The organism is Pseudomonas sp. BS3767, from assembly GCF_900099665.1.
GTDB lineage: Bacteria > Pseudomonadota > Gammaproteobacteria > Pseudomonadales > Pseudomonadaceae > Aquipseudomonas > Aquipseudomonas cerasi.
In genome coordinates this window covers 214,046-237,460 of the sequence record NZ_FNCX01000008.1, presented here as the reverse complement: position 1 = coordinate 237,460, position 23,415 = coordinate 214,046, and the positions used below count along the sequence as shown (strand labels likewise).

Annotated in this window: 18 protein-coding genes, 1 tRNA gene and 2 pseudogenes; 13 read left to right on the top strand and 8 right to left on the bottom strand. The window is 54.8% G+C overall.

Features of this window, described 5'->3' with window-relative positions; genetic code table 11:
* The first annotated feature begins 71 nt into the window (after positions 1 to 71).
* The 4 genes and pseudogenes from BLR16_RS21700 to trbL all read left to right on the top strand — a co-directional run bounded on the left by BLR16_RS21700 (position 72) and on the right by trbL (position 4,615).
* A complete protein-coding gene (locus tag BLR16_RS21700; RefSeq protein ID WP_074807377.1) occupies positions 72 to 2,558 on the top strand; it encodes a sensor domain-containing protein in 2,487 nt (828 codons plus the stop codon).
* 15 nt (positions 2,559 to 2,573) lie between these two features.
* Positions 2,574 to 2,650, top strand: a tRNA-Ile gene (locus BLR16_RS21695).
* A 98-nt stretch (positions 2,651 to 2,748) separates the two neighbouring features.
* On the top strand, positions 2,749 to 3,021 hold the full coding sequence (locus BLR16_RS21690) for a TrbJ/VirB5 family protein (RefSeq protein ID WP_074807374.1): 273 nt from the start codon (positions 2,749 to 2,751) through the stop codon (positions 3,019 to 3,021).
* A gap of 202 nt (positions 3,022 to 3,223) precedes the next feature.
* A pseudogene (gene trbL / locus BLR16_RS21685) lies at positions 3,224 to 4,615 on the top strand (P-type conjugative transfer protein TrbL).
* A gap of 368 nt (positions 4,616 to 4,983) precedes the next feature.
* Here the strand turns inward: trbL and BLR16_RS21680 are convergent.
* Together BLR16_RS21680 and BLR16_RS21675 are read right to left on the bottom strand one after the other, a co-directional pair.
* Positions 4,984 to 6,351, bottom strand: a complete 1,368-nt coding sequence (locus BLR16_RS21680) for a hypothetical protein (RefSeq protein ID WP_176946518.1) — start codon at positions 6,349 to 6,351, stop codon at positions 4,984 to 4,986.
* Positions 6,352 to 6,461: 110 nt separating this feature from the next.
* On the bottom strand, positions 6,462 to 7,235 hold the full coding sequence (locus BLR16_RS21675) for an NYN domain-containing protein (RefSeq protein ID WP_074807369.1): 774 nt from the start codon (positions 7,233 to 7,235) through the stop codon (positions 6,462 to 6,464).
* A 250-nt stretch (positions 7,236 to 7,485) separates the two neighbouring features.
* Between BLR16_RS21675 and BLR16_RS29355 the strand changes: the two are divergent.
* Together BLR16_RS29355 and BLR16_RS28665 are read left to right on the top strand one after the other, a co-directional pair.
* A pseudogene (locus BLR16_RS29355) lies at positions 7,486 to 7,851 on the top strand (surface-adhesin E family protein); the annotation flags it as partial.
* Between the two features lie 323 nt (positions 7,852 to 8,174).
* Positions 8,175 to 8,351: a hypothetical protein gene (locus BLR16_RS28665; protein ID WP_161437957.1), complete on the top strand. Its 177-nt coding sequence runs from the start codon at positions 8,175 to 8,177 to the stop codon at positions 8,349 to 8,351.
* 88 nt (positions 8,352 to 8,439) lie between these two features.
* Here BLR16_RS28665 and BLR16_RS21660 read toward each other — a convergent pair whose 3' ends face one another.
* The gene (locus tag BLR16_RS21660) at positions 8,440 to 8,673 is read right to left on the bottom strand and encodes a hypothetical protein (protein ID WP_074807362.1); all 234 of its coding nucleotides are present in this window, start codon (positions 8,671 to 8,673) and stop codon (positions 8,440 to 8,442) included.
* Between the two features lie 49 nt (positions 8,674 to 8,722).
* On the opposite strand from BLR16_RS21660, the gene BLR16_RS28660 reads away from it, so the two are divergent.
* The 3 genes from BLR16_RS28660 (at position 8,723) to BLR16_RS21645 (ending at position 12,884) form a co-directional block, all read left to right on the top strand.
* Complete coding sequence (locus tag BLR16_RS28660) at positions 8,723 to 9,139, top strand: hypothetical protein (protein WP_129402417.1); 417 nt, start codon at positions 8,723 to 8,725, stop codon at positions 9,137 to 9,139.
* A 488-nt stretch (positions 9,140 to 9,627) separates the two neighbouring features.
* Positions 9,628 to 10,662, top strand: a complete 1,035-nt coding sequence (locus BLR16_RS21650; protein WP_206734961.1) for an AAA family ATPase — start codon at positions 9,628 to 9,630, stop codon at positions 10,660 to 10,662.
* Positions 10,663 to 10,664: 2 nt separating this feature from the next.
* A complete protein-coding gene (locus tag BLR16_RS21645; protein ID WP_092194483.1) occupies positions 10,665 to 12,884 on the top strand; it encodes a S8 family serine peptidase in 2,220 nt (739 codons plus the stop codon).
* A 573-nt stretch (positions 12,885 to 13,457) separates the two neighbouring features.
* Here BLR16_RS21645 and msrA read toward each other — a convergent pair.
* Positions 13,458 to 13,964 (bottom strand): peptide-methionine (S)-S-oxide reductase MsrA, encoded by a 507-nt coding sequence (msrA, locus tag BLR16_RS21640; RefSeq protein WP_003372371.1) that lies wholly within the window; start codon positions 13,962 to 13,964, stop codon positions 13,458 to 13,460.
* Between the two features lie 444 nt (positions 13,965 to 14,408).
* Here msrA and BLR16_RS21635 point away from each other — a divergent pair, with 444 nt between their 5' ends.
* Positions 14,409 to 15,224, top strand: coding sequence for a formate/nitrite transporter family protein (locus BLR16_RS21635; RefSeq protein ID WP_074807348.1), 816 nt, complete (start codon positions 14,409 to 14,411; stop codon positions 15,222 to 15,224).
* 176 nt (positions 15,225 to 15,400) lie between these two features.
* Here BLR16_RS21635 and BLR16_RS21630 read toward each other — a convergent pair whose 3' ends face one another.
* Together BLR16_RS21630 and BLR16_RS21625 are read right to left on the bottom strand one after the other, a co-directional pair.
* Positions 15,401 to 15,976, bottom strand: coding sequence for a LysE family translocator (locus BLR16_RS21630; RefSeq protein WP_003432638.1), 576 nt, complete (start codon positions 15,974 to 15,976; stop codon positions 15,401 to 15,403).
* A gap of 49 nt (positions 15,977 to 16,025) precedes the next feature.
* On the bottom strand, positions 16,026 to 16,862 hold the full coding sequence (locus tag BLR16_RS21625; RefSeq protein ID WP_054081700.1) for an AraC family transcriptional regulator: 837 nt from the start codon (positions 16,860 to 16,862) through the stop codon (positions 16,026 to 16,028).
* 298 nt (positions 16,863 to 17,160) lie between these two features.
* On the opposite strand from BLR16_RS21625, the gene BLR16_RS21620 reads away from it, so the two are divergent.
* The 3 genes from BLR16_RS21620 to BLR16_RS21610 are packed head-to-tail and all read left to right on the top strand — an operon-like array spanning position 17,161 to position 18,616.
* Positions 17,161 to 17,754, top strand: coding sequence for an Sbal_3080 family lipoprotein (locus BLR16_RS21620; protein ID WP_058416078.1), 594 nt, complete (start codon positions 17,161 to 17,163; stop codon positions 17,752 to 17,754).
* 54 nt (positions 17,755 to 17,808) lie between these two features.
* On the top strand, positions 17,809 to 18,132 hold the full coding sequence (locus BLR16_RS21615) for a type II toxin-antitoxin system RelE/ParE family toxin (protein WP_072366997.1): 324 nt from the start codon (positions 17,809 to 17,811) through the stop codon (positions 18,130 to 18,132).
* On the top strand, positions 18,125 to 18,616 hold the full coding sequence (locus tag BLR16_RS21610; RefSeq protein WP_058396396.1) for an addiction module antidote protein: 492 nt from the start codon (positions 18,125 to 18,127) through the stop codon (positions 18,614 to 18,616). Before BLR16_RS21615 ends, BLR16_RS21610 begins: the two co-directional genes overlap by 8 nt.
* Positions 18,617 to 18,710: 94 nt before the next feature.
* Here the strand turns inward: BLR16_RS21610 and BLR16_RS21605 are convergent, their stop codons facing one another.
* The gene (locus BLR16_RS21605) at positions 18,711 to 19,343 is read right to left on the bottom strand and encodes a 4'-phosphopantetheinyl transferase family protein (RefSeq protein WP_074807343.1); all 633 of its coding nucleotides are present in this window, start codon (positions 19,341 to 19,343) and stop codon (positions 18,711 to 18,713) included.
* Positions 19,340 to 23,380 (bottom strand): Pls/PosA family non-ribosomal peptide synthetase, encoded by a 4,041-nt coding sequence (locus BLR16_RS21600; protein ID WP_074807339.1) that lies wholly within the window; start codon positions 23,378 to 23,380, stop codon positions 19,340 to 19,342. Before BLR16_RS21600 ends, BLR16_RS21605 begins: the two co-directional genes overlap by 4 nt.
* Between the last annotated feature and the right edge of the window lie 35 nt (positions 23,381 to 23,415).

Here is a 23,415-nt window from a genome sequence, read left to right as displayed (position 1 = left end):
TTGGATCATTGAAGTTACAGGGTTACGCCACACCATCATCAGCGATAGTCAGACACGGACGTAAGCCGCATATGCGTGGAGTAATCAACAAAAGTGACCGGGAAGCGTCATGCCTGTCCGAAGGAAAATTCGCCTCGATCTTCGCTCAATGCCCGGATGCCATGCTTATCGTCAGCCTTGCTGACGGGCACATCATGGATGCCAACGAGGCGTTCGTAGAGCGAACCGGCATCCCCCTTGATGAAGTAATTGGCAAGACACCGACAGAACTGAATCTGTGGGCAGTGCCAGGCATCGGCCCAAAAGTCTTGCTGCAATTGCAGACCGGCGATATCCATAATCTGGAGATACCCTTTCGGCGCAAAAACGGCGAAACCTTTTCAGGGCTCATGTCCGCCCAACCGTTCGAGCATAGCCCGATACCTGCCGTGCTGGTGATAGTGCGTGACATCACCCTGCTCAAACAGGCCCGGCAACAATTGCAGCTTTCCGAAGAGAAGTTCGCCAAAGCCTTTCATGCCTCGCCTGACGGGATGGCGATTACCCGACAGCAGGACGGCATGCTGCTGGAGGTCAACGAAGGGTTCTGCCGCTTGACCGGGTATAGCGAAAAGTACTGCCTTGAGCACTCGACATTCGACCTGGGCATCTGGGTTGACCTCAGCGAACGCTCAAGACTCATCGAGCAAATGAAACAACATGGTTTCGTCAGGGATCTGCGGGTCCGGATTCGTAACAGCAATGGCGATGTTCGACTGTGCGAGCTGTCATCTCAACCCGTCATCATTGCCGGTGAAGACTGTCTGCTGACGACTACCCGGGATATCACCGAAAGCAGGCAAATGCAGGAGAAACTCCATCTGGCGGCCACCGTTTTCGAGAGCACTGCCGAAGGAGTGCTCATCACCAATACCGACCAGACCATCAGTGCCGTCAACCGTGCATTCACGGAAATCACTGGCTACAGCGAAAGTGAAGCCATCGGCAAAACCCCTCGCCTGCTTGCCTCTGGCCAACACGACAGCGCGTTCTACGCCGCGATGTGGCACCAACTGGCGGCCGAGGGCCACTGGCAGGGTGAAATCAGCAACCGCCGCAAGAACGGCGAGCTTTACCCGAGCTGGCTGACCATCAGCGCCGTGCGCAACAAGGACAACCTCCTGACCCACTTCGTCGCCGTGTTCGCCGACATCTCCAGCCTCAAACACGCACAGGCGCGCCTCGACTATCAGGCCCATCATGATCCGCTCACTGGCCTGCCCAACCGAACACTGTTCGAGAACCGGCTTCAGGCCGCCCTGCTGCACAGCGAAGAATCCGGCAGCCTCGGCGCAGTCCTGTTCCTCGATCTGGATCGCTTCAAGCACATCAATGACAGCCTGGGCCACCCGGTCGGCGACCTGCTGCTGAAAGGCATCGCACACCGGCTCAAGGAAACCCTGCGCGACATCGACACCGTCGCACGCCTGGGCGGCGACGAGTTCATCGTTCTGCTACCCGGCCTGCTGCAAGCCAGTGACGCACAAGCCATCGCCAATAAATTACTGGCCTGCTTCAACACGCCCTTCGAGGCTGGCGAACATGAGCTCTACATCAGCCCCAGCATCGGCAGCTGCGTGTTCCCCACCGACGGCACAGACGTAGCCACGCTGGTCAAAAATGCCGACGCGGCGATGTACCGCTCCAAGGCAAAAGGCCGCAACCGGGTCGAAAGCTATACCTGCGACCTCAGTGACCAGGCCAGCGAGCGCATCGCCCTTGAGCAGGAACTGAGAAGAGCCCTGGAGCGCAATCAACTGACGTTGGCCTACCAGCCCAAAATCAACCTGACGACCCACACACTAGCAGGCGCAGAAGCCCTGATCCGCTGGAACCACCCGACCTTTGGCGATGTGCCGCCCGAACACTTCATTCCCCTGGCAGAAGAAAACGGCATGATCCTGCAGATCGGCGATTGGGTGCTGGAGCAGGCCTGCCGCCAGATGGGCGTATGGCGCAAGACCTGTCAGCCGTTCGGCCCGTTGTCGGTGAACCTGGCAGGCGCGCAACTGCGCCAGACCAACCTGCTCGAACGCATCGAACAACTGCTCACGGACAACGGCCTCGAACCCGGCTGCCTGCAACTGGAAATCACCGAAAACTTCATCATGAGCCAGACCCAGGAAGCGCTGGCCGTGCTGCACCAATTGAAAACACTCGGCGTGCAACTGGCGATCGACGACTTCGGCACCGGCTACTCTTCACTGAGCTACCTCAAACGCCTGCCACTGGACATCCTCAAGATCGACCAGTCCTTCGTCCGCGGCCTGCCGGAAGACACCCACGACGCCGCCATCGTCCGCGCCATCATCGCCCTTGGGCGCAGCCTGCAACTGACCGTGATCGCCGAGGGCGTGGAGAACAGCGAACAGCAGCAATTTCTGACCAGCGAAGGCTGCGAACAGATCCAGGGCTACATCGTCAGCCTGCCCCTCGACGCCGAAGAATTCCGCGAGCGATTTCTTCTTATGAATCTTTCGGACTTTTCGGATAGCACAGCCGCGAAACCGCCGTTATAATCCGCGACCTACTGAGGGCCCATAGCTCAGTTGGTTAGAGCAGAGGACTCATAATCCTTTGGTCCACGGTTCGAGTCCGTGTGGGCCCACCATACTCAAAGCCGCGCAATGCGCGGCTTTCGCGTTTCTGGCGGAACCATCTCGGATGCAGTCCTATGGTCCAAGGGTACAATTTAGGTACAGTGCTGGTTTGGGAACCCTGCAAGCAGATGCCGACACCCTTGCACGCCTCCAGCGTTCGGCGACCAATGCCACAGGCCAAATGCAGGCGATTCAATCGGCCAATCAGCTGGCCAGCGCTCAAACCAATCAGCTTCTACAAATTCGAAGCCTGCTAATCGCTCAGCAAAATGCTCTCGCCACCAGCGCACAGATTGAAGCTGATCGTGATGCTCAAAGGCTTGCGGCTAGTAACAAAGCGCTTGCGGGTCGCAATAGCAAAAGCAGCGACAAGGAGTGGTGAGGAAATGAGCCTACCTATTCGACCTATCTTCGGTATAGCCCTCGCAGTACTGCTCATGAGCGGCTGCGATGCACAGAACGACGCCAAGCCCGCCGAATGCCATGGCTCAGATGGGCAGTTACAGCGGAGCGGCCCTGCCGCAGATGCAGGCTGCGTCCTAGGGCATGGAAACACCCAAAGCACAGACAGGAAATGGTGACTCATGAAGAAGCTATCCGCCATCTACCTATTACTCATCACACTGGTATCCAGTCATACCGCTCAGGCAGCCAGCCTAGACAGCGGTAACATGCTCAACAAAATCCTCGATAGCTTTTCGAAGGTTGCGGTCACTTGGCGATCCGAGATCACAGATAAAGCATCATGGCTGTTTTGGGGATTAGCATTAATCAGCATGGCTTGGACCTATGGTCTGATGGTACTCAGGAGCGCTGATATACAGGCTTTCTTTGCCGAGACCATCCGCTTCTTTGGTACGTTGGGATTCTTTTGGTGGCTACTCATTAATGGCCCAGCTATATCACTAGCCATCATCGATACCATGCGCGCCATCAGTGCGAACGCCTCCGGGCTAGGTAGCGGCTTGTCGCCATCGAGCATCATAGACATCGGTTTCAATATTCTCACGAAGGTCGGGGAATCCTAGTCGGTGATGTATCCGGTAGTTACAGCGCCGATGCTTGCCGCCGCTATCGTGGTGCTGGTGATACTGGCGCTGATCGCGGTCAATATGCTCCTGTTGCTCGTGTCGGCATGGTTGCTCGCTTACGCAGGTATCTTCCTCTTAGGATTTGGCGGCAGCCGCTGGACATCGGATATCGCAATCAACTTCTATAAAACCGTGCTTGGCGTGGGCATCCAGCTTTTCACCATGACGTTTCTGATAGGCGTAGGTAAGTCATTCCTGGACCAGTACTACAAGGCGTTTGAGGTTGGAACGCCCGACCTGACTAGCCTCTGTGTACTGCTTGTGGCTTCCGTGATATTGCTCACGCTGGTCAACAAGCTCCCACCCATGCTGGCTGGCATCGTCGGTGCTGGCGGGCAAGCCTCAGGGATCGGCAGCTTCGGTGCTGGAGCCGCGCTGGGGGCAGCCACAATGGCGGCATCAGCAGTAGCGTCAGCAGGAAGCGCCGCACTGGCGGGAGCTAGTGAGTTAGCAGGAGGCGCTTCGGCACTCAGCGCAGCTTTCAAATCGGCTCAGGCAAGTATGGAAAGCACTTCAAACGACAGCCGTAGCTTCATGGGGGACTCCGGCGACCAGCCGACGTCGAGCGGCGTAGGGTCTTCGGCTTTCTCACGAGCTATGGGTTCAGGCAGCGAGCAGGAATCGGGCTATGCATCGAGAGTCGAGACCGCCGGAAGGCTGGCGGCTCAAGCAGGATCGGTTATTGCCGATCATGTGGGTCACAGCTTGAGCAGCCAGGCAAGTGCCGCGATAGCAGGCACTGCGGGGGGAAGGCTAGCAACGGCAATTGATGAAAGCAGCAAAAAGTCGCAAGCTGGCGACAACCCTTTGTTTGAGGGTGATAGTTTGAGCGCTCGCTCTGATGAAATTTCGGACTTCGTTAACAAAAGCCCACCGCGGGATTAGGCTTTACTGGCACCGTCGCAGTTTGACTGCGGCGGTCTTTCCCACCACAGGTACTTGAGCAGAAGAATGAAGCCCACCTCTCCAGTAGAACCGCACTTCATTGACGAACAGGACGATGTCACCATTTCCTTACCCGCATTCGTGACACGCACGACGCTTCAATCAATTTTGCAGGCAAACGGGGTAAAGACTTTGACGGAGCTTGGAACACGTAGACCCACACCAGCAACGGATGAACCTACGTTTTTTGAGACTCATAGGCCCGAGTAGCGGCTACCTGAATCCAAATCCTAAATGCACAGCGACACGGTGAAGATGCTGGAGCACCTCTTTGTAATGCTCCGGCGATTGAGAGACGAACCGACTCCTTATACCTCCTCTGCCTCATTCCCGGGCTCGTAGTCATAGTCAGCCAGCTCGGCTGATACCTCACCTCTTTTGAGTTCGCCCAGTCCTGTCGTGCCGACCATCAAGGCGCTTTTGATCTCGATGTTGAATTCTATATCACGACCCGAAACATCATATTCCCTCCGATGACTACCGCTCGCAGAGCCAGAGAAGGTTACGCTAAGTCCATTTCCGAACGTAATGTCTTCCAAATCACCGATTTCAACCTCATCATAAATGGTGTCTGACTCAGCAATCGGACCGGATAGCTCATCGCTGTCTAGTAGCTCATATCTCATGTTCTCGCATGCTTCCCTGCAGACCTCTTCGATCTCATCTTTCGATAGCAACCTAAAGTCAAAATTCTCAAATATCGAAATTACATGATCGAATAATATTTCGGCGTCTAGGTTCTCGTTCCTTTCTCCTTCATCCTGAACGATTGTTTCTAGAGCTAGTGCGAATTCCTCAGGGTCATAATAAATGTATGACACTTGAGAAAGGGTTTTGTTGTTGAAGTTATCGTCATCTACCAGTGTTTGAAAGCTCTTGTAGCCGAAAATCATCGCTACAATTTCAGCGAGGCCATTCAAAGATAAGTAAATCCCGTCATCCTTAAGGCTCTCTTCGACCGTCTGCATCAAGGCATAAGCTGCTGGAAAGCGATTTGATGCCAGAGCTGCTTTTAGCTGCGCACTTGCAAGACTAAATCGCTCTTTTTCCAGCTCCGCATTCGCCTTCTTTTTCTCTTCTTCCAACTCAGCCTGATTAGCATGGCTTTTTGCTTCGGCTGCGGCGGCGATAGCAGCTTCAGCGGTGGCCTTGGCTTCTGCGGTCGCTGCGGCGGCTGCCTCGGCTTTCTCCCTGAGCCGGGTAGTCCTGTGTTTCCGTTGTTCGTTGACTTCTTTTCTCCGTTCAATGTCTAACTTGACATTCTCCGCTAAAAATTCTTTTTCGGGATCTGCCAGTAGCCGCTGTTTATTTAATGCTTCCTGCCGCTGAACCTTACTGATTTCTATCGCTACCGCTTGTTCGTGCAAGCGTTCATTAGCGTATCTCAGTATGGATTTCAAAAACCACGATCCCCAAGGAAAGGCGAATATGAATAGAGCGGTCATGAGCAGAGGAATTGTTACGAGCGAATTGAATTCGAATATTTTCAATTCGTGGTAATGCTTGCTAGTCGCAGCTATACGATCTGTGGCTGTCCCTTCCCCCCAGACCAGCAGCGCCAAGCTGTCCCAGTTGCAGACTAACCATGAACCGATAAAAGCGCCGATGAATGGATCTTCAATCTTGGTTCTGGTGCTTCCAGAAATAGCCTCTAATATATCGTCAATGAATTTCACTATGGTTTACCAAATGTCTAAAAATCTATTCTGAGTGAAATCTGAAATTGCTCTGAGCACGTTCAGAACCAAATTTGAAAGCGTTCACAATAGCTCAGGAACCATCGCTATCACGATGCGCTTGACTCGGTTTGGGGGTGAGCTGCGGCGCTCGATTTCCGAGGGTTCTTGATGAACATGGCTGTGCCGCCGTGGCGCATGTCGATCTCGAAAAGCTCAGAGGTTCTGATAAGGTCGCCTAGCGTCCGGTGCCCATAGTTCACTGCTGAGAACGAGCTGTTATTACGTATGAATTCACCGACCTGGCTCAGATGTGACCACCCTGCATCGTCAGCTGTTTTTTCTGCTGCGGTCCTGAGCAGCCGCACGAGTGAGGTGTCGCTACGCAGCTCGTTGCGTGTGCGCTTCGTCGATTTGAGTGGCTCACCCTCTGCAGCTTTCTCCTGATCGTCGCTCATCAGGTTCTCGGTGTAGATAAACTGCGAGCAAGCATCCACGAACGGCTTTGGAGTCTTCTTCTCGCCGAAGCCATACACTGGCAACCCGCTTTCGAGAAGGCGCAGCACGAGCGGTGTGAAGTCGCTGTCGCTCGTCATGAGCGCAAAAGCATCGACGTTCTTGCTGTATAGCAAGTCCATTGCGTCAATGATCATCGCCGAGTCAGTGGCGTTCTTGCCCTTGGTGAAAGCAAACTGCTGCATGGGCCGGATGGCGTATGGATGAACCTTCTCGACCCACCCTGCGAGGTGTGGAGAACTCCAGTTGCCGTGGGCATGCCTAATGTTCACCATGCCGTATTTCGCAAGCTCGTCGAGCACACCGCCTATTGCGGCATGGCTTACGTTGTCACAGTCAATCAGCAGCGCTATCCGTTTCGACTCCACAGCTCATCCCTTACCAGTGTCTTTCGAGCCGTCACTATGTCATCAGGCCAGTATGAGCGGCAAGGTTGCTTGCTGCGTTAATCAGCCGCTGGGATGATGCCAGTCCTCATTCACTCTGCAGGGACTGCCAGTGACCTTTATCCGCTCCATCCTCAGTGGCTACGCCGCAATACTGCCATTGGTGGCCATAGGCGCTGATGGGCCAAAGAGCGCTTAGGATTTTCAAGCCTCGGACACATGGCATGAGGTATTCAAAGGCGCGAATGATCAGACCGTGTCTACGAAAGGGGCTATCCACACTGACGCTGGCCGGTATGAGGTTTGGTTCAAGATCGACTTTCCGCTACCGCGCATATGCCGTGGCAATGCATTTGCTCGAAGCCCAGCGGATTCTGTCATCTGTGAAAGCGAAAAGCGCTCGAAGACTGAGAGCAGTGTTAGCTACTACGAGATCAACTGTGCGAGAGGCACGTCGCGGATCACTCAGTCGATTGATTATAATTTCGAGGGTGAGGTGATTACGCAGTCGGACAATGAGAGCGAGAAATGGACACGCCCGTATCCTGACTCGATTGGCGAGGGACTGAATAGGCTGTTCTGCGAGAAGCGTGAATAGGGCTTCGTTCTGAATCTGCTCTGAATACGTTCGAAACGGGTTTCTGATTTCGTTCTGAGCTGATCCTCAACGTGTTCAAATTTCGGCAAGAGGTTGGCACCTGTTTGATGCAACGAAGGGGAAATATGGGAATCATCGGCACGTTGAGAAGCATAGTCGGATTGGAAATTGAGTAAGCCTTTCGTCGGTGGTCTGCTGCTGAGCTTGCTGAAAAGAAGCTTACCTCGAGAGCAAACGCCCTGATGCTTTCACGGTTGAGGACCATTAACTTTCTGCTGGGTGGGTGATTCAAAGATACCTGCCCGAAGGAGATGAGCCTACAAATGAGCAATGGTCAAAAAAAATCCAAAGAGATAAGGCGAAAAATCGACATAAATATCGAAATGGCTGCGGCTGGAAAGTCACACCAAACACAGCCTGACTTGTCAGATGAAGGCGATCCAGATTTTCAGCATGGGGCCACGGTGAATTCCCAATTTGCCTACGTCCGGACCGCCTAGTGCCACTACACCAGGTAGACCGTTCACCAGGCGGAAGATACGGGCTCCCCGAACTCAGCGATAGGCTGCCAAACCAATTCCAGACCGATCATGCAATGGGGACTTGTTTGCTGAGTGATTGAGGTCCTGATGATGGAACGCCAACCGGAGGAGCCTTGCGACTCGCCTCGACGACACACGAGGCTCTATCACCCACTTTGGCTGTTTTTGCTTTGCGCAAAACGCTAGAGCGATAATTTTCTTCAATGGCTTGTAACACGGCACCGCCCATCAGCCTGAGGGAGATTTCACGGCCGATGGAGTCAATTAGTGATTGACGCATTTCTGATCCCCCTCTTGAGACAAGGACCGTCTCCGGCCATGAACTAACGATGCAGCTCGTCGAAAGACAGATTAGCGCGGGCGCTCTCGAGAAACTCATACTCATCTTCAAACTTTTCACACACGTACTCACCTTCACGATTTCGATAGCCTACAGCAAGATCTGTCAGATGCTCTCGGTGGATCATGTATGCCGCTGTGGCCCTGGCCTGGCTGGCGTACTCCGAGCCTTGAAAAACAGCCCTCAACCCTCCCATAGCCAAATCACTGATTTCGTTTTGCTCTCGCAAGAAACCAGTGAAAAGCTGCTGCCGGTCGGCCAGCTCCGCTTTGACGCCGCGTGGCCGACCGTCCTCGTGCTCGATCCCAAAGATGAAGGCAGCACCGTTGGACTCTACGAACACCGCATCTCGGAACACCTGGCAGTCTCTGCCTGGAGTACACGCCTTGACATCAGCTATCCATAGCTCGTCGGAACTATTGTCTGTGAATTTCATCACTAGGCGCGGAACAGATGCTGCGTAAATTGTGGCAGCCAGTCTGGCATGACTCACAGGTAGTATCCCCCAATCAGACTGAATTCATTGCGGACGGTAGCTGCCATCGCGCCCATTTAATGGGCCAAGGGCGATTCACGTATATTCAAACGTGGCCTGTCCCAAATTCTTCCAATCAGCCGTAATGGTGAGCCCCGATGCTGACCGCCAGTGAGGTTTTTCTTACCGTAGCTCTGGGGTAGCTCTCGTAAGACTACCGATGAACGGGCTTGGCCACCCAGCGCAGGCCGACAAAGCGCACCTTCCGTCTGGCGATGGCGCCGAACCGTTAACAAATTCTGCCTAGACGTTGACATTTCCGCCTAAAAATTGGACATTTCACCAAATTTTTTAGCGGCAATGCTATGTCTATCATATCGATATCATCTCAGGAAATCCTTGAGCTAATTGAAGCGTCCTTGAACGCTAATTACACAGATGTCAGGCAAATCTCAAGTAGGATCGCCGCGAGTTCGACGTCTGAGCATCCCGAAATAAGCAAAAAAATTAAGCAGGCAATAAGACGTAAAGGCGTCCCTCTCCGCGCATCCGGTTACTCAGAAAGTCTGCCAACAGATCCAAAGTCAAGAAGCGCTCTTGTGGAGGAACATCCATGCCCAATATCACCAGTTTTTTTGAACGAGTCCCTGAAAAAAACCTTTGACACTTTTATTTCGAGTGTAAAAAACTATGAGCTCCTGCAAGAAAATGGGCTCTCAGGCAAAATGAATCTTTTGATGTCCGGCCCTCCAGGAACAGGGAAGACGTTAGTCGCGGGCCATATCGCATCCGCATTATCTATGCCGCTTTACGTTGTAAGACTTGATTCTCTGATATCTTCACTGCTAGGAGATACGGCAAAAAATATTCGATCTGTATTTGACTTTGTCCCGACAAAAAATGGAATTATATTTCTTGACGAATTTGACGCTATAGGAAAATTGAGAAACGACAATCACGAACTAGGAGAACTGAAAAGAGTTGTCAATACTCTAATCCAAGCTATCGACTCATTAGACGACAAGGCAATTGTAATAGCAGCAACTAATCATCCTGAACTTTTAGATCGAGCTATTTGGCGTAGATTCCCATATAGAATGCGCTTTGAAACTCCAGACTTTGATCTACGCACACATCTCTGGAACCACTTTCTGTTTCAGGACAAAGGAGAAAGCACAACTTTATCGGCGCTAGGGAAAATATCTTCAAGTATGAGCGGAGCTGATATTGAATCTGTAGCGCTATCTGCAAGACGCGCTGCGGTTATCGAGCAAAGACAGATTGATGTGCCTGAACTCGCCGCTGAGATTCTCATGGCCGAACACAGCGAGTTCAATAATGATAAAAAGCGCCTTTGTCGTTTCTTATCAAAAAACTTAAGCATGACACAGATTGAAATACTGACTATAGTTAAAATTAGCCGTCAAACCCTTTCCACCTATCTAAAGGATTAGTCATGCCACCTCGCCCGGTAGTAAACCCCGTATTACGGTTGCTCAAAAGCCCTACACCGAAGACAGTTTCGGGCGGAGGTAAAAACCAAAAAGGAATAAAATCGAGCTCATTAGAGGAAAAGCGCACACGCCTATCTAGCAAAGTAGACGAGATCAATAAGTGGGATATTTCCCAAGTCACGTTTTCGGGAATGACTCATATCATTGCAAAAATGGATGACGACTCTTTATCTCCAAGCTGGACACCTACGGACGTATTTGACTCAAGAGCTGGCTGTCGTATTATTGCACCCGCCTACAAAGGTTTTCTGATAGAAATTAATCGGGAGAGTCTTCCCGAGCTTTCTCATCAGTTAAAGACATCAAAAAAAACCAATGACATGGTTGACATCTCACGAATATCAACTATTGATCTTTTTGACGACACCCAAACTCTTCGCGGCCTGAGCATTCAAAAACAGTGGGATGAATTACCTGTAGAGGGTAACTCAAAAATAATAAACGTCTGGATCAAGCCATTCAAAAGCATTAATGCACGCAAAAATCTTTCTGGCAAACTTGAAAAGCTATTATCTGAAATAGACTGCAACTTAGGCCACCCAGAATTCGACCTCCACATTGACGACTCTAAACAAGATAAACTTCAGGATGCAGCAAAATCTGCATTGAACCATTATCTGAAAAATGGAAATGCTGTTATCTCATTAAACATTTCTACAAAAGAGGATCTGGAAAGACTCATCGCCTCCGGCACAGTTTATCGCATTGACCCTGCGCCTACATTGAAGTCAGCAGACAAGCCGGGGAAAGGGCAAGAGCCATCCCCTCTTAAAATATCAGCAGCCTCACCGACTGTAGTGATCGTAGATGGCGGAATCAATGCCAAGAGTTACTTACCTCTTCAGAAATATTCTCTAGCGCCGCTTGTTAAGGACTTTGACGCAAATCTCAACCACGGAAATAAAGTTGCCTCATTAGTATGTCATGCCCACGCCTGGAATGCCGACAGACCGCTTCCGGCACTCGACTGCACCTTTATTTCCGCCCAAGCGATTTGTAAAGACAGCGCGCCCAAAAGCCCAAACCATAGACAGCTTCTTGCATACCTAGACCATGTTGCTCAAAAAACTGCGCCCTACTCTAAAGTTTGGAATCTTTCTTTTAACCTAATGGCTTCCGCAGCAAAAAAAGAAGAAGTAAGCTACTTAGGACATGAGATTAGCAAAATTGCTCGAAAGTACAATATTCTACCAGTAATATCTGCGGGAAATATCGATCACAATCCAAAGCATGGCCTGATATGCGCTCCAGCTGACTGCGAGGCCGCTCTTACAGTAAGTGGCCGAAACTATGACTTTGTCAAGATGGCACCAGGTGATGCATGTAGTGTGAGTTTGAAGGGCCCGGCTCCGGCGGGGATGAAAAAGCCTGACCTATCATGGTTTTCCGAGCTTCGCATGATCGGCGGCGGGGTAGAGATCGGAACTAGTTTCAGTACGCCATTAGTATCTTCTCTCGCAGCGCATACTTTTGCCAATATAAAAGAAGCTTCTCCCGACTTGGTGAAAGCGCTACTAATCAACAAGAGTGAACTTGAGTCTCATAGCGATTCAATTGGTTGGGGTACTCCATGGAAAGAAGAAAGCCTACCATGGCTTTGCCAGCCTGGAGATGTAACTATAGCGTGGATCGCGACACTTCAGCCCGGCTATAATTATTACTGGAACAACATCCCCATCCCACCAGAATTAATAAAAGATGGGAAGTTTACGGGTTCAGTAGCCCTTACTGCCGTTTTGAAACCGTTGACCTCTGAATCGGTAGGTGAAAATTATTTTTCGTCTCGATTACAGACATCCCTACAGACCACTTCTGCATCTGGCAATACAATTAGCCTTGCAGGCAGCATGCGCGAAGACAAAGAAAAGGAGGCGTCTGCTCGGTCTGATCTAGCCAAATGGAGCCCTGTACGCAATCACTATAAACCGCATCGCGGAACCGGAATTTCCAGAGACACAATGCGTCTTAATGCACGGATATTTACACGTGATCTTTATCAATTTGATATGCAACACCACTCTGAGCTCCCGCCGCAAGAGGTTGCGTTTGTTTTAACATTACGCGCCCCCGACGGAGCCGACACTTTGTACGATTCTACAGTTCAAAGCATGCGAAACGAGTTAGAGAGCGCCGTTCTAAATCAAGAAATCACGGTGAGTTAATTTTTTATATAGAGCCCGGCTATGCCGGGCTCTATATTTACGACACTAATTAGCTATCACCGACCGCATGTATGGTATTTGATTTTTCTGTAGAGAAAAAGGTTCCACTCTTTACAGAAAATGACCATTTCGCTTTTAGCAAGCGATACTGACGCAAATTTCAGAACAGGATAAAAAAAGTACAGCGAAGGTACAGTGCCCAGCTTGAGCCGACTTCTCCAAATTACGCTCAACACCACCTATTAAGCGGCCTCCAGCTATGCTAACCTGCTCCGAGCTTTGATTAATTTCGCTAGGCATATCAGTTGGCCCAGCAACTCATAATCCTTTGGTCCACGGTTCGAGTCCGTGTGGGCCCATCATACTCAAAGCCGCGCAATGCGCGGCTTTTGTGTTTCTGGTGAGGTCCTCTCAGATACAGTCCTGTAGTGGTCTAGTAACTCCGAACACTCATTCAGGCGAGAATATCGCCAGATAGAAGTGTCTGATTACCACTACAGCTGCCTGCATGACAGGGGCAGGTCAGCTTTTGCGCTCTCCCCCTATCGCGGCCTTTCCCAGTGCAATTCAGGTTCAAGCCCGCTTGGGCAACTTCCAGTTTGGCCGGATGAAGTGGCAGGTATAACCGTTCGGTATCCGTTCCAGATAATCCTGATGCTCCGGCTCCGCTTCCCAGAACTCGCTGGCGGGCTCGATTTGCGTGACCACACGCCCCGGCCACAGCTTGGAGGCGTCCACGTCAGCTGCGGTATCTTCGGCAATATCCCTTTGCTGTTCGCTCAGGTAGTAAATCGCCGAACGATAGCTTGGCCCAAGATCATTGCCCTGCCGGTTAGGCGTGCTCGGGTCATGGATCTGGAAAAAGAACTCAAGAATCTGCCGGTAGCTGATCACCGCCGGGTCAAACACGATCTCAATCGCTTCGGCATGATTGCCGTGGTTGCGGTAGGTGGCGTTCGGTACGTCACCACCGGTGTAGCCGACTCGCGTGTGCAGCACGCCGGGGTAGCGTCGCAACAAATCTTGCATGCCCCAGAAGCAGCCGCCGGCAAGGATGGCGGTTTCGGTTGGGTTGGTCATGGTCTGTCCTTGCGGTTTATGGAGACAGGGATAGTTATGGGGTGATGCCGGCCAATACCAAGCCGGATGAAGTAAAAAACAGGATCGTGTTGCGAAACGAGTAAACGTCTTACAGAAGCCTTGGCGCCTTGCTCCGTTGCCTATCGTTGCGTCAGAATCCGCTGGCTTGAGCGCTTGAGTCAGCGTTTCCAAGATGGCTCGGTCGCTGACAACTCAGTGATCGGGTTTAGTTGACCCACTACAAACCTGCCAACCAAACCACTATAAGCCCACTCCCCCCACAGTATCCTCCCCACCCATCGACCCTCTCAATCACCCGATCAAAACATCCGATTAGCCATCCTCCGAAACATTCCGTAACGTTGTTTCCCGGTGCGACAGATGCGCGCACCGCTTGAGCTTTTAATCCCCCCCGCTCAGCCCACGACCACGCACGAGCCCACCATGTCTTTGAACACCCCGCAGCAAATCGCTGAAATTGCCGTCGAAAGCGGCGTCAAGAAGGCCCACCTGAGCCTGCCGTCGTTGATGATCCTGGGCTTTCTGGCAGGGGCTTTCATTGCCCTCGGGTTTCTTCTCGACATTCATGTCAGCACCATGATCCCTCACGAGTGGGCGTCGCTGGGCAATCTGCTGGGCGCTGTGGTGTTTCCGGTCGGGCTGATTCTGGTGGTGCTGGCCGGTGGCGAGTTGCTGACCGGCAACATGATGAGCCTGCCCATGGCGCTGTTCGCCGGGCGTATCGGCCTGGGTCAGTTGGTGCGCAACTGGGTACTGGTGACGCTGGCCAACCTGATCGGCGCGCTGTTCGTCGCCTATTGTTTCGGCCATGTGGTGGGGCTGACTGAAGGCGCCTTCATGGCCAAGACCGTGGCCATCGCCAATGCCAAGGTGGGGGCCAGCTTTGAACAGGCGTTCATCTCCGGCATTGGCTGCAATTGGCTGGTGTGCCTGGCGGTGTGGCTCAGCTACGCAAGCAAGGACGTGATCGGTAAAGTGGTCGGCATGTGGTTTCCGGTGATGGCATTCGTCGCGATCGGCTTTCAGCACATCGTCGCCAACATGTTCGTCATTCCTGCAGCGATCTTTGCCGGCGCCTTGAGCTGGGCGCAGTTCGGCGACAACTTCGTCCCGGTATTTTTGGGTAACGCGGTGGGCGGCGCGGTGTTCGTCGGCTTGGCCTACCACCTGGCCTTCTTCAATACGGCAACCCGACCTGCTGAGCTGTCCAGGACCAGCGGCGCGCAAACACCGGAATAATCTGACGCCATATAAGCTCTGCGGTGAAAAGAGATGACGACCGCAGAGCAAACCAGCAAGTTGAAGAGCAAAACTCACGTCACAAGCAAATAGTCGAGTTGCTCGACAAGAGCAGCCTTTGATTTGAAATGAAGCCGACTCCTCGCGTGCCTGCTGCCAACCCATGCCGCACACGTTCAGACACTGTCCATAAAACCGATCCACGCCGCCAGCAGCAATAAAACCGCCAGCACTCGATTCATCCACTGCACTCGCCAAGGCGATGTGAGCCAGCGGGTCGAGCCTGCGCCCATCAGCGCCCAGCTGCCGAGGCAGGGCAAGGAAATCAGAAAGAACACCAGCGCCAGGTAAGATACCGGGTTGCGCTGGCTGAATACACTGACCACCGCCAGCGCCATGACCCAAGTCTTGGGATTTACTATTTGCAGTGCTACGCCACCGATAAAGCCTATCGGCAGGCTGTTTTGCCGCTCGATTGAGTCGGTCGGGCTGGCACCTATCTTCCAGGCCAGCCAGGTCAGCCACAGCACGCCGACCCATGCCATGACGCGCTGAGCATTGGGGATCGCGAGCAGTGAGTGGCCGACACCCATGCCGACGAGCAACACCAACAGTGCAGCGCCGGTGCAGGCTCCCAGAATCAACGGTACAACGGCGCGCCAGCCGAAGCGGGCACTGTTGCTTAATACCAGGATGTTGGTGGGGCCGGGGGTGATCGAGGCGACGAAGGCGAACAGTATGAAAGGCAGCATGATCGGCAATCCAGGGCTGAAAAAGCCCATGCTGCGACATACCGCAGGATCAGTCTGGAAGGTTTGAGCAGCGCAAGCGATAGGCCGCCGGGCTCAGTCCGTAGGCGCGCATGAACCAGCGGCCCAGATGGCTTTGGTCAGCGAAGCCCAGATCGCTGGCCACCTGAGCGGGCCAGATTCCGGCTGCCAGCATTCGACGAGCCTTGGCCAGGCGCAGCTGTACCAGATATGCATGAGGCGGCAGGCCGAAGGCGGCCTTGAACGCCCGCGTCAGGCGAAAGCGGTCGACGCCACAAATAGCTGCCAACTCGTTCATGCCCACGTCCTGATGCAGATGCGCGTGCAGATAATCCCTCGCCCGCAAGGCCACTTGCGGCAAGCGCGGATCGGGATCGGTCATGCGTCGCCATTGCACCCGATCAATGAGCTGCGCCAGTAATTCATCCAACGCGCTTTGACGAACGATGCGTAGCTCATTTTGGTGCAGCGCCGTGAAAGCGAACGTGACCGCGTGAGCCAGCCGTGATTCGGTTTGCAGGGTGTTGGCGAAAGAAGGCAGATGCTGGTCGGGAGCCTGTTCGAACAACCCACTGAGCTCCCGGCTCAGCCAATGCGGGTCCAGGTACAGCATCTGATAGGTGAACCCTTCGGCGCACGGGGCATTGCCATCATGGATTTCTCCCGGCTCCAGTGTGAACACCTGCCCGGGCGTGCTGGCATGGCGCTGACGGCGGCAATTGAACTGCTGCACACCTTGCCGGGTAACGCCCACCAGATAGCTGTCATGCCAATGGGGATCATAGGCATGCCCCTGAAAGTGCGCGTGCAGCGTCTCGATGCCTGTATCAAGGTCGCGAGCGAGGTCTATCCAGTGTGTGGAAGGCATAAAACACCTGAATCGATGAAAGCGATTGGTTATCGCTGACGTCAGGAGGTGAGTCTAGAACATTCGTGCATTCATCTTCCTGGTCCGACTTTCCTTGAAGGTGCATGGGATGCTGGTGATACGGTCGGGGCGGACACAATGAGTTCGCCAAACACTCGCAACGCTCGGTAGAGCCTTAAGACTCAAGGCCGCGGCGAACCGTCAATAAAAGCGCAAATCGACCTCTCCATAGTCGGGACGAGTGAACTCACACGAGCCGTGATACCTTCGCCGCCCAACTCATGACAAGGAGGTCGCCATGCGCACCCTTTACAACCCCCTGATTCTGGCATCAGCAGTATTTGCGTCTGGTTGCACCATCAAGCAAACAGTGACTCCCGTCGAGCTGTCTTCGGACCTGGCGCCGGAAATCTGCATGATTCCCGCCGATGGCCTGCGCGAGGGGTTCAATACAACCTACGTAAGATTGCTGACCGAGAAAGGCTTCCATACACGACAAATCCCGCCGGGCAGCAGCCCATCCAGTTGCCCTTTGACAACGACTTATATCGGGACCTGGAGCTGGGATATGGCGATCTACATGAGTTACGCCGATATTCGCGTTTATCAATTTGGTCAGCAGGTCGGTCAGGCTGAGTATGATTCACGCTGGGGTGGCGGTCGCGTAATCGATAAATTTATCGATGCCGAGAAAAAGATAACCGAAATGACTAATCAGTTATTTCCAAAGGGCGCGGCCGGACTGAAGGGAGCCAAAGGTTCGAACTCTGTTGCCGGCAGATCGCCGCTGACAAAAGAGGCTTACCAGCAGCAACAGCTTGATCTGCTCAAAGAGCAGGCACTCCCCTATGCTGACTATCAAAAGCGCTATAACCAGATCATGGCTGAGTAAGACCTTATGTCAGCCCACTCGACAAACTGTAGCCAATAGGCCACACTCAAAGCTATGACGAATACCACCGAGTACACCATAAGCACCACGTCTCAGTTCGATGACTGGCTTGACGGTGTGAAAGATGCAAAAGGCAAGGCTGCTGTATTGGTCCGTTTGGATCGAGCCAAAGCAGGCAACTTTGGTGACTCTGAACCAGTGGGCGAAGGCGTAAGCGAAATGCGGGTTTTTGTAGGCCCAGGGTATCGTGTTTACTACGTACGCTCGGGTCAAGCCGAATACCTTATGCTTTCGGGTAGTGACAAAACCGACCAAAGACGCGGTATCAAGGAGGCGAAAGCGATTCTTGATGCCATGAGGGTAAGATCAAATGACTGAAATCAAATCAACTCCAGAGGAGATGCCTATCCTCAACCTCAACACATCCGGTACCAGCCGCTATGAAGCCTCCCGCTTTCTCGACAATCCGGAAACGATCAGTGCTTACCTTGCTGAAAGCATGAAGGCAAAAGATCCTGAATTACTCATGAAGGCTTTGTCCGAGGTAGCGAAAGCGCAAGGAGTGAACAAGGTTGCCCGAGATGCCGGGGTTAATCGGGAAAGCCTTTATAAATCGCTTAAGGGCGGCGCGAAGACTCGCTATGACACCATTAGAAAGCTGATGGAGGCCGTTGGAGTAGAGCTAACCGTGCAGCCAATTGCGACGAATTCTGTTGATAGCGGGTCAAGTAAGCAACCGCGGCAAGCAGCAAAAGTAGCCTCGGCCAAGGCTGCTGCAAAGCCTAAGCTTGTCAGAGAGGGCACCACAGGCAAGGCCAATAAAGGCCAGCGCGCAGCGAAAAGCACTGTAGCCAGCGCGTGAGCTGTCCAGGCATGGCTTCCGGATGCGGAAGCCAGCAGTCAAATCAATGGTGTTACTAATACGTGTGGCGTGTAGTGACGACCTGCTGGAAATCTTACTGATGTTTTTGCTTGAAGAGCGGCACGCACGCATCAGCACATAGCGCTCCCAACGCCACCACACCCACCATCCCCTCCCCCAATTCAACCTCAACCCCCACCCCCTGCAACCCGCCCACTGCCGTCCATTCCTCAAGCGCCAAGCCGTGCAACTTCAAAAACGCTTCGCGCCTGCACCATGCCTTGGCAAAGGCAACCGCACGCATCGACTCGGGCATGCCTGACAGACGGGTAGCAACCTCAGCCCCCAAATAATCCTGCGCGACAGCATGCCAGTCCGGCACCGCCTGAACCTGCATCAAGTCCACGCCCACTGCGCCGTGGAGATTGACGGCAGCAAGAGAGAACCCGGCTTCGTGGCTGATGGAAAACCCGGGCTCCGGCAGCCCGTCGATAAGCAATCGCGGCGCGACACCTGAGGCGCTGATGAACGTGATCGCCCCGGATGGCAATTCGAGCCACTGCTCCAAGGCGATACGCACGCAAGCCCGAATGCGGTTTCTGGCCTCATCTCTTGCACAGCCTGGCCTGGTGACGCAGCTGACCAGCAATACATTCTGCCGAGGGAAGGACTCTGGAGGGGCGAGCCGGCCATTTTCATCGAATACCCAGCTCGCCCCGCACTTCATGCCCTGTCCGGTGACGCGGGGCAACCGGCCCATCGGCTGGCGGCAGGGATATGCTCGCCCTTCATCACCAGGGTCAGTGCGCCAAGGTGCGCATCGTTGCCGACGACAGCGCTATACAGCACGGCGCTGCGTGGCCCCATGTACACACGCTCGCCGATGCTGACGTGATCAATCTTCATGATTCGGTCTTCGAACAGGTGGGTCTGCGGGCAGGCGCCGGCGTTCAATTCGCTGTCTGCGCCGATGCTGACGCAGTCGAATTCAGTGATGTCGGTGGTGTCCATGTAAACCCCGCGACCAATCCTGCAGCCGAGTACATTGAACGCCAGCGGCAACCACGGTGTGCCGCGCAGGTAGCGCATGAAGTTCGGTGCGGCCATGCCTTCGTACAGACTGGTGATGCCCTCCGACAGCCATACGAAGGGCGTCCACATCGGGTCAGCGCGTTTGCGATAGCGGCCCATCACCAGCCATTTCAGGGCCGCGATCAGCAGAAAGTTACCCACGCTGTACGCCACGCCGATCACTGCAAGGTAGGCCAGCACCGCTCCCCAGCGCTCGTCGTCGGCGAGTGGCATCAGGTCAAGCATGACCGTGTAGCCAACGGCGATCACTACCGCGTGCGGGGTGACAATGCGCACGCCTTCGACCAGTCCTCGTGCCAGGCGGCGCAGCGGTGAAGGCTTGAAGGTCAGTGATTCGGGAGCGCCACTCACCTGCTCGCGGGCAGGCAGGTGGATCGGTGGTGAGCCCAGCCAGGTGTCGCCGTCGACCATTTTGCTGTTGTGCGGCGCGCAGGAATGGACGCCGATCAGGACGTTTTCCGGCAGTACCGTGCCGTCCGCGATGTACCCGCCGTTGCCGACAAAGCTGCGATGCGACACGACCGTGGGTTGCATGGTCATCCAGCCGCCGTCGATACGCTCATCACCGAGCATCACCGCATCCGCGATAAAGGTTTCATCGCCCAGGGTCAGCATGTCCGGGATGACGCCCTGTGCGCTGGAAATCTCGGCGTCGCGCCCTACTTTCGCGCCCAGCAGTCGATACCAGAAAGGCGAATACACCGTGGCATAGATGCCGGACAGCACGTTGAGGCTCGCTTCCTGAATCTGGCTGATCAGCCACTTGGCGCAGTAGGTATTGCTGTGCACCTCATAACGGCCCGGTTTGAGGCGTGGAAAGACGACCCAGCGCAATGCGGCAGAGGCCAGAACAGTCGCGACAATCAGCACCGCACTGGCCGGGAACGCGAGCAGGAAATAGCGCGCCAGTTGTCCCAATGGTCCGCTGCCCTCGAACCATGGCAAGACGTTCTGCGTGTCGAACCAGTCGATCAGGAAAAAGGTCGGGAAGACCGGGATGAAGAACAGCGTCGCGACCAGCAGAACGCCGAACACGAAGAACAGTTGTTCTGCCCGCAAACGCGCCGGGCTGGTCACAGGCCGTGCAGGTTGGCCGAGCGTATCGAACGCGCCGACATCACGCGCTGGCGAGCCTTGCCAGATGCGCCCAGCCGGAACTTCCCGACCATCGGCCATGGCCGATTGGGCCTCCAGATGCCCCCACGGGCCTACAGCCGTATTGCCTTCCATGATCACGTAAGAGCCGACACAGGCATTGTCCTGCAAGGCGATACGGCCCAGATGCAACTGACCCCGCTCGACGCGCGCATTTTCGAAGCTGACACCGTTGCCGACGCTGACCCCGTCGCCGATTTCCAGCAGGTCATGAGCCCGTACTGTAGCGCCGCCAATAATCACGTCCTGCCCGATCTTCGCGCCCAGTGCGCGCAGCCACAGGGGATAAAGTGAGGAGCCGCTCAGCAGATAAGTCGGCGCCGACTCGACCATGCGGTCTGCGGCCCACCAGCGAAAATAGGTAACGCCCCACAGCGGATAGATCCCAGGCTTCAGGCGGCCGACGATCAGCCACTTGGCTGCCAGCGCGATGAAAAACTGCAGAACGGTAGCAATCAGGAATACCGAGATCGACGCCAGCGTCGCCAATGCGACAGAGTCGTCGGGCGAGCCGGTGAGCAGGTGATAGGTAAAGAACGGTGCGAGCCACTGGGTCATGCGCAGGCTGACCATGACCGGCAATGCCAGCGCCTGGGCCACGCCGCAGCGCCAGCGACGCCAGGCTGACGGAGGCGTCCAGTCCACCGGCGCATCCACCTCTTGTGGCGCCTGATCCAGCACTTCAGCAATCGCGCCGACACGCCGACGCTGGTAAATGTCGCGCACCGTGACTTGAGCGAAGCGCGGGTTGGCCCGCAGCGCCGAGGCCAAACGCGCGGCAAAGAAGGAATGCCCGCCCAGATCGGTGAAAAAGTCCGCATCGCGGCGGATCGGCATGCCGGGGAACAGTGTGCTCAGCGCGGCAAACAGTGCAATCTCACCTTCGGTTTGCGCCACATCGGACTCTGCGCTGGCGGCCTTGGCATCCACCGTCAACGGCCGGGCCTTGAGCGTTTTGCGATCGATTTTGCCGGACGTGAGGCGCGGCATGCTGTCGAGCAGTTCGAAGTGTCCCGGGACCATGTACGGCGGCAACTGCGCCTGCAGGGTTTTGCGCAACTGACTCGTGAATGCGGAAGGTGTCGAGGTGTCGCTCACCAGATAGGCAATCAGCTGATCAACGCCCGCCTCGTTGCGCAACAGGACGGCAACGGTGCCCACGCCAGGCTGTTGCGCCAACAGCGATTCAATCTCGCCCAGTTCGACGCGAAAGCCGCGAATTTTTACCTGATCGTCGGCCCGCCCGAGGCACTGCACCTGCCCTTCGTCGTCGATCCGGGCAAGGTCGCCGGTTCGATACAGGCGCGCATCGTGATAGCCGGTGGACCATGGGTTCGGCAGGAATTTTTCCTGGGTCAGGTCCGGCCGGCCAAGATACCCCTCGGCCAGGCCGGGGCCGATGATGCACAGCTCGCCGACTTCGCCACGCGGCAGCAGGCTGGGCGCCAGGGTGCTCCCAACCGCAGGGTCATTGGCGATGACCAACAGCCCGTAATTGGGTAACGGTGTGCCAATCGACACCGGGCGACCGCGCGACAGACGCGCCAGGCTGGCCGACACGGTGGCTTCGGTAGGGCCGTAGGTGTTGAACATCTGCCGGGTCGGCGTGGCCCAGCGATCGACCAGCGATTCAGGGCACATCTCGCCGCCCAGATTGATCAGGCGCAGGCCGGGAACGTCTTCGCTGAACAGCGCCAGCAAAGTGGGCACCGCATGCAAGACGCTGATGCGCTGCTCGTTCAGCAGGCGCGGCAGGGTTTCGGGGTCACCGCTGGTTTCCTTCGGGCCTATCCACAGCGTCGCGCCCACCAGATAGGCGATCCAGATTTCTTCGAAGGACATGTCGAAGGCCACGGAAAAGCCCTGGTAAACCCGGTCGCTGGCACGAATGCCAAGTATCGCGTTCTCGCTGCGCAGAAAATGGCAGATGCTGCGCTGGGAAATCAGAATGCCCTTGGGCTTGCCCGTGGAGCCGGAGGTGTAAATCACATAGGCAGGATGGTCGGGAAGCACTCCACTGCGACGCACCAACGCTGCGTCGGTCGGCGCCAGCAGGTGTTCGGCAGTCCACACCTTCAAACCGGTATCGGCCAGCACCGGCATCAACGCATCGCAGGACACCAGCCCGACTGCGCTGGCGTCGTCCAGGCAAACCTGCAGACGCTCTACCGGCGTGTCCTGATCCAGAGGCAGCCACGCGGCGCCCGCCTTGGCAATACCGGCCTGCATGACCAGCAGCTCGATGCCGCGCGGCAGCCACAGACCGACAATGTGCCCCGGCCGAACACCCGCACCGATCAGCGCAGACGCCACCTGATCGGCCTGCCGGTCCAGATCGCCATAACTGATCTGATGCTCGCCGAAGATCAGTGCCACTTGCTGCGGGTTGCGCCGGGCACTGGCTTCCAGCAAATCGGCCAGCACCTCCTCACGTAGCAGCTCAGGTTGGATTGGACCGTAAATCACGTCCAGCGATTGTTCGTTCTGGCCTAGCGTCGACAGGTTCAGGTTATTCATGGCAGCAGGTATTAGCTCGTCTGAAGGAGGTGCCT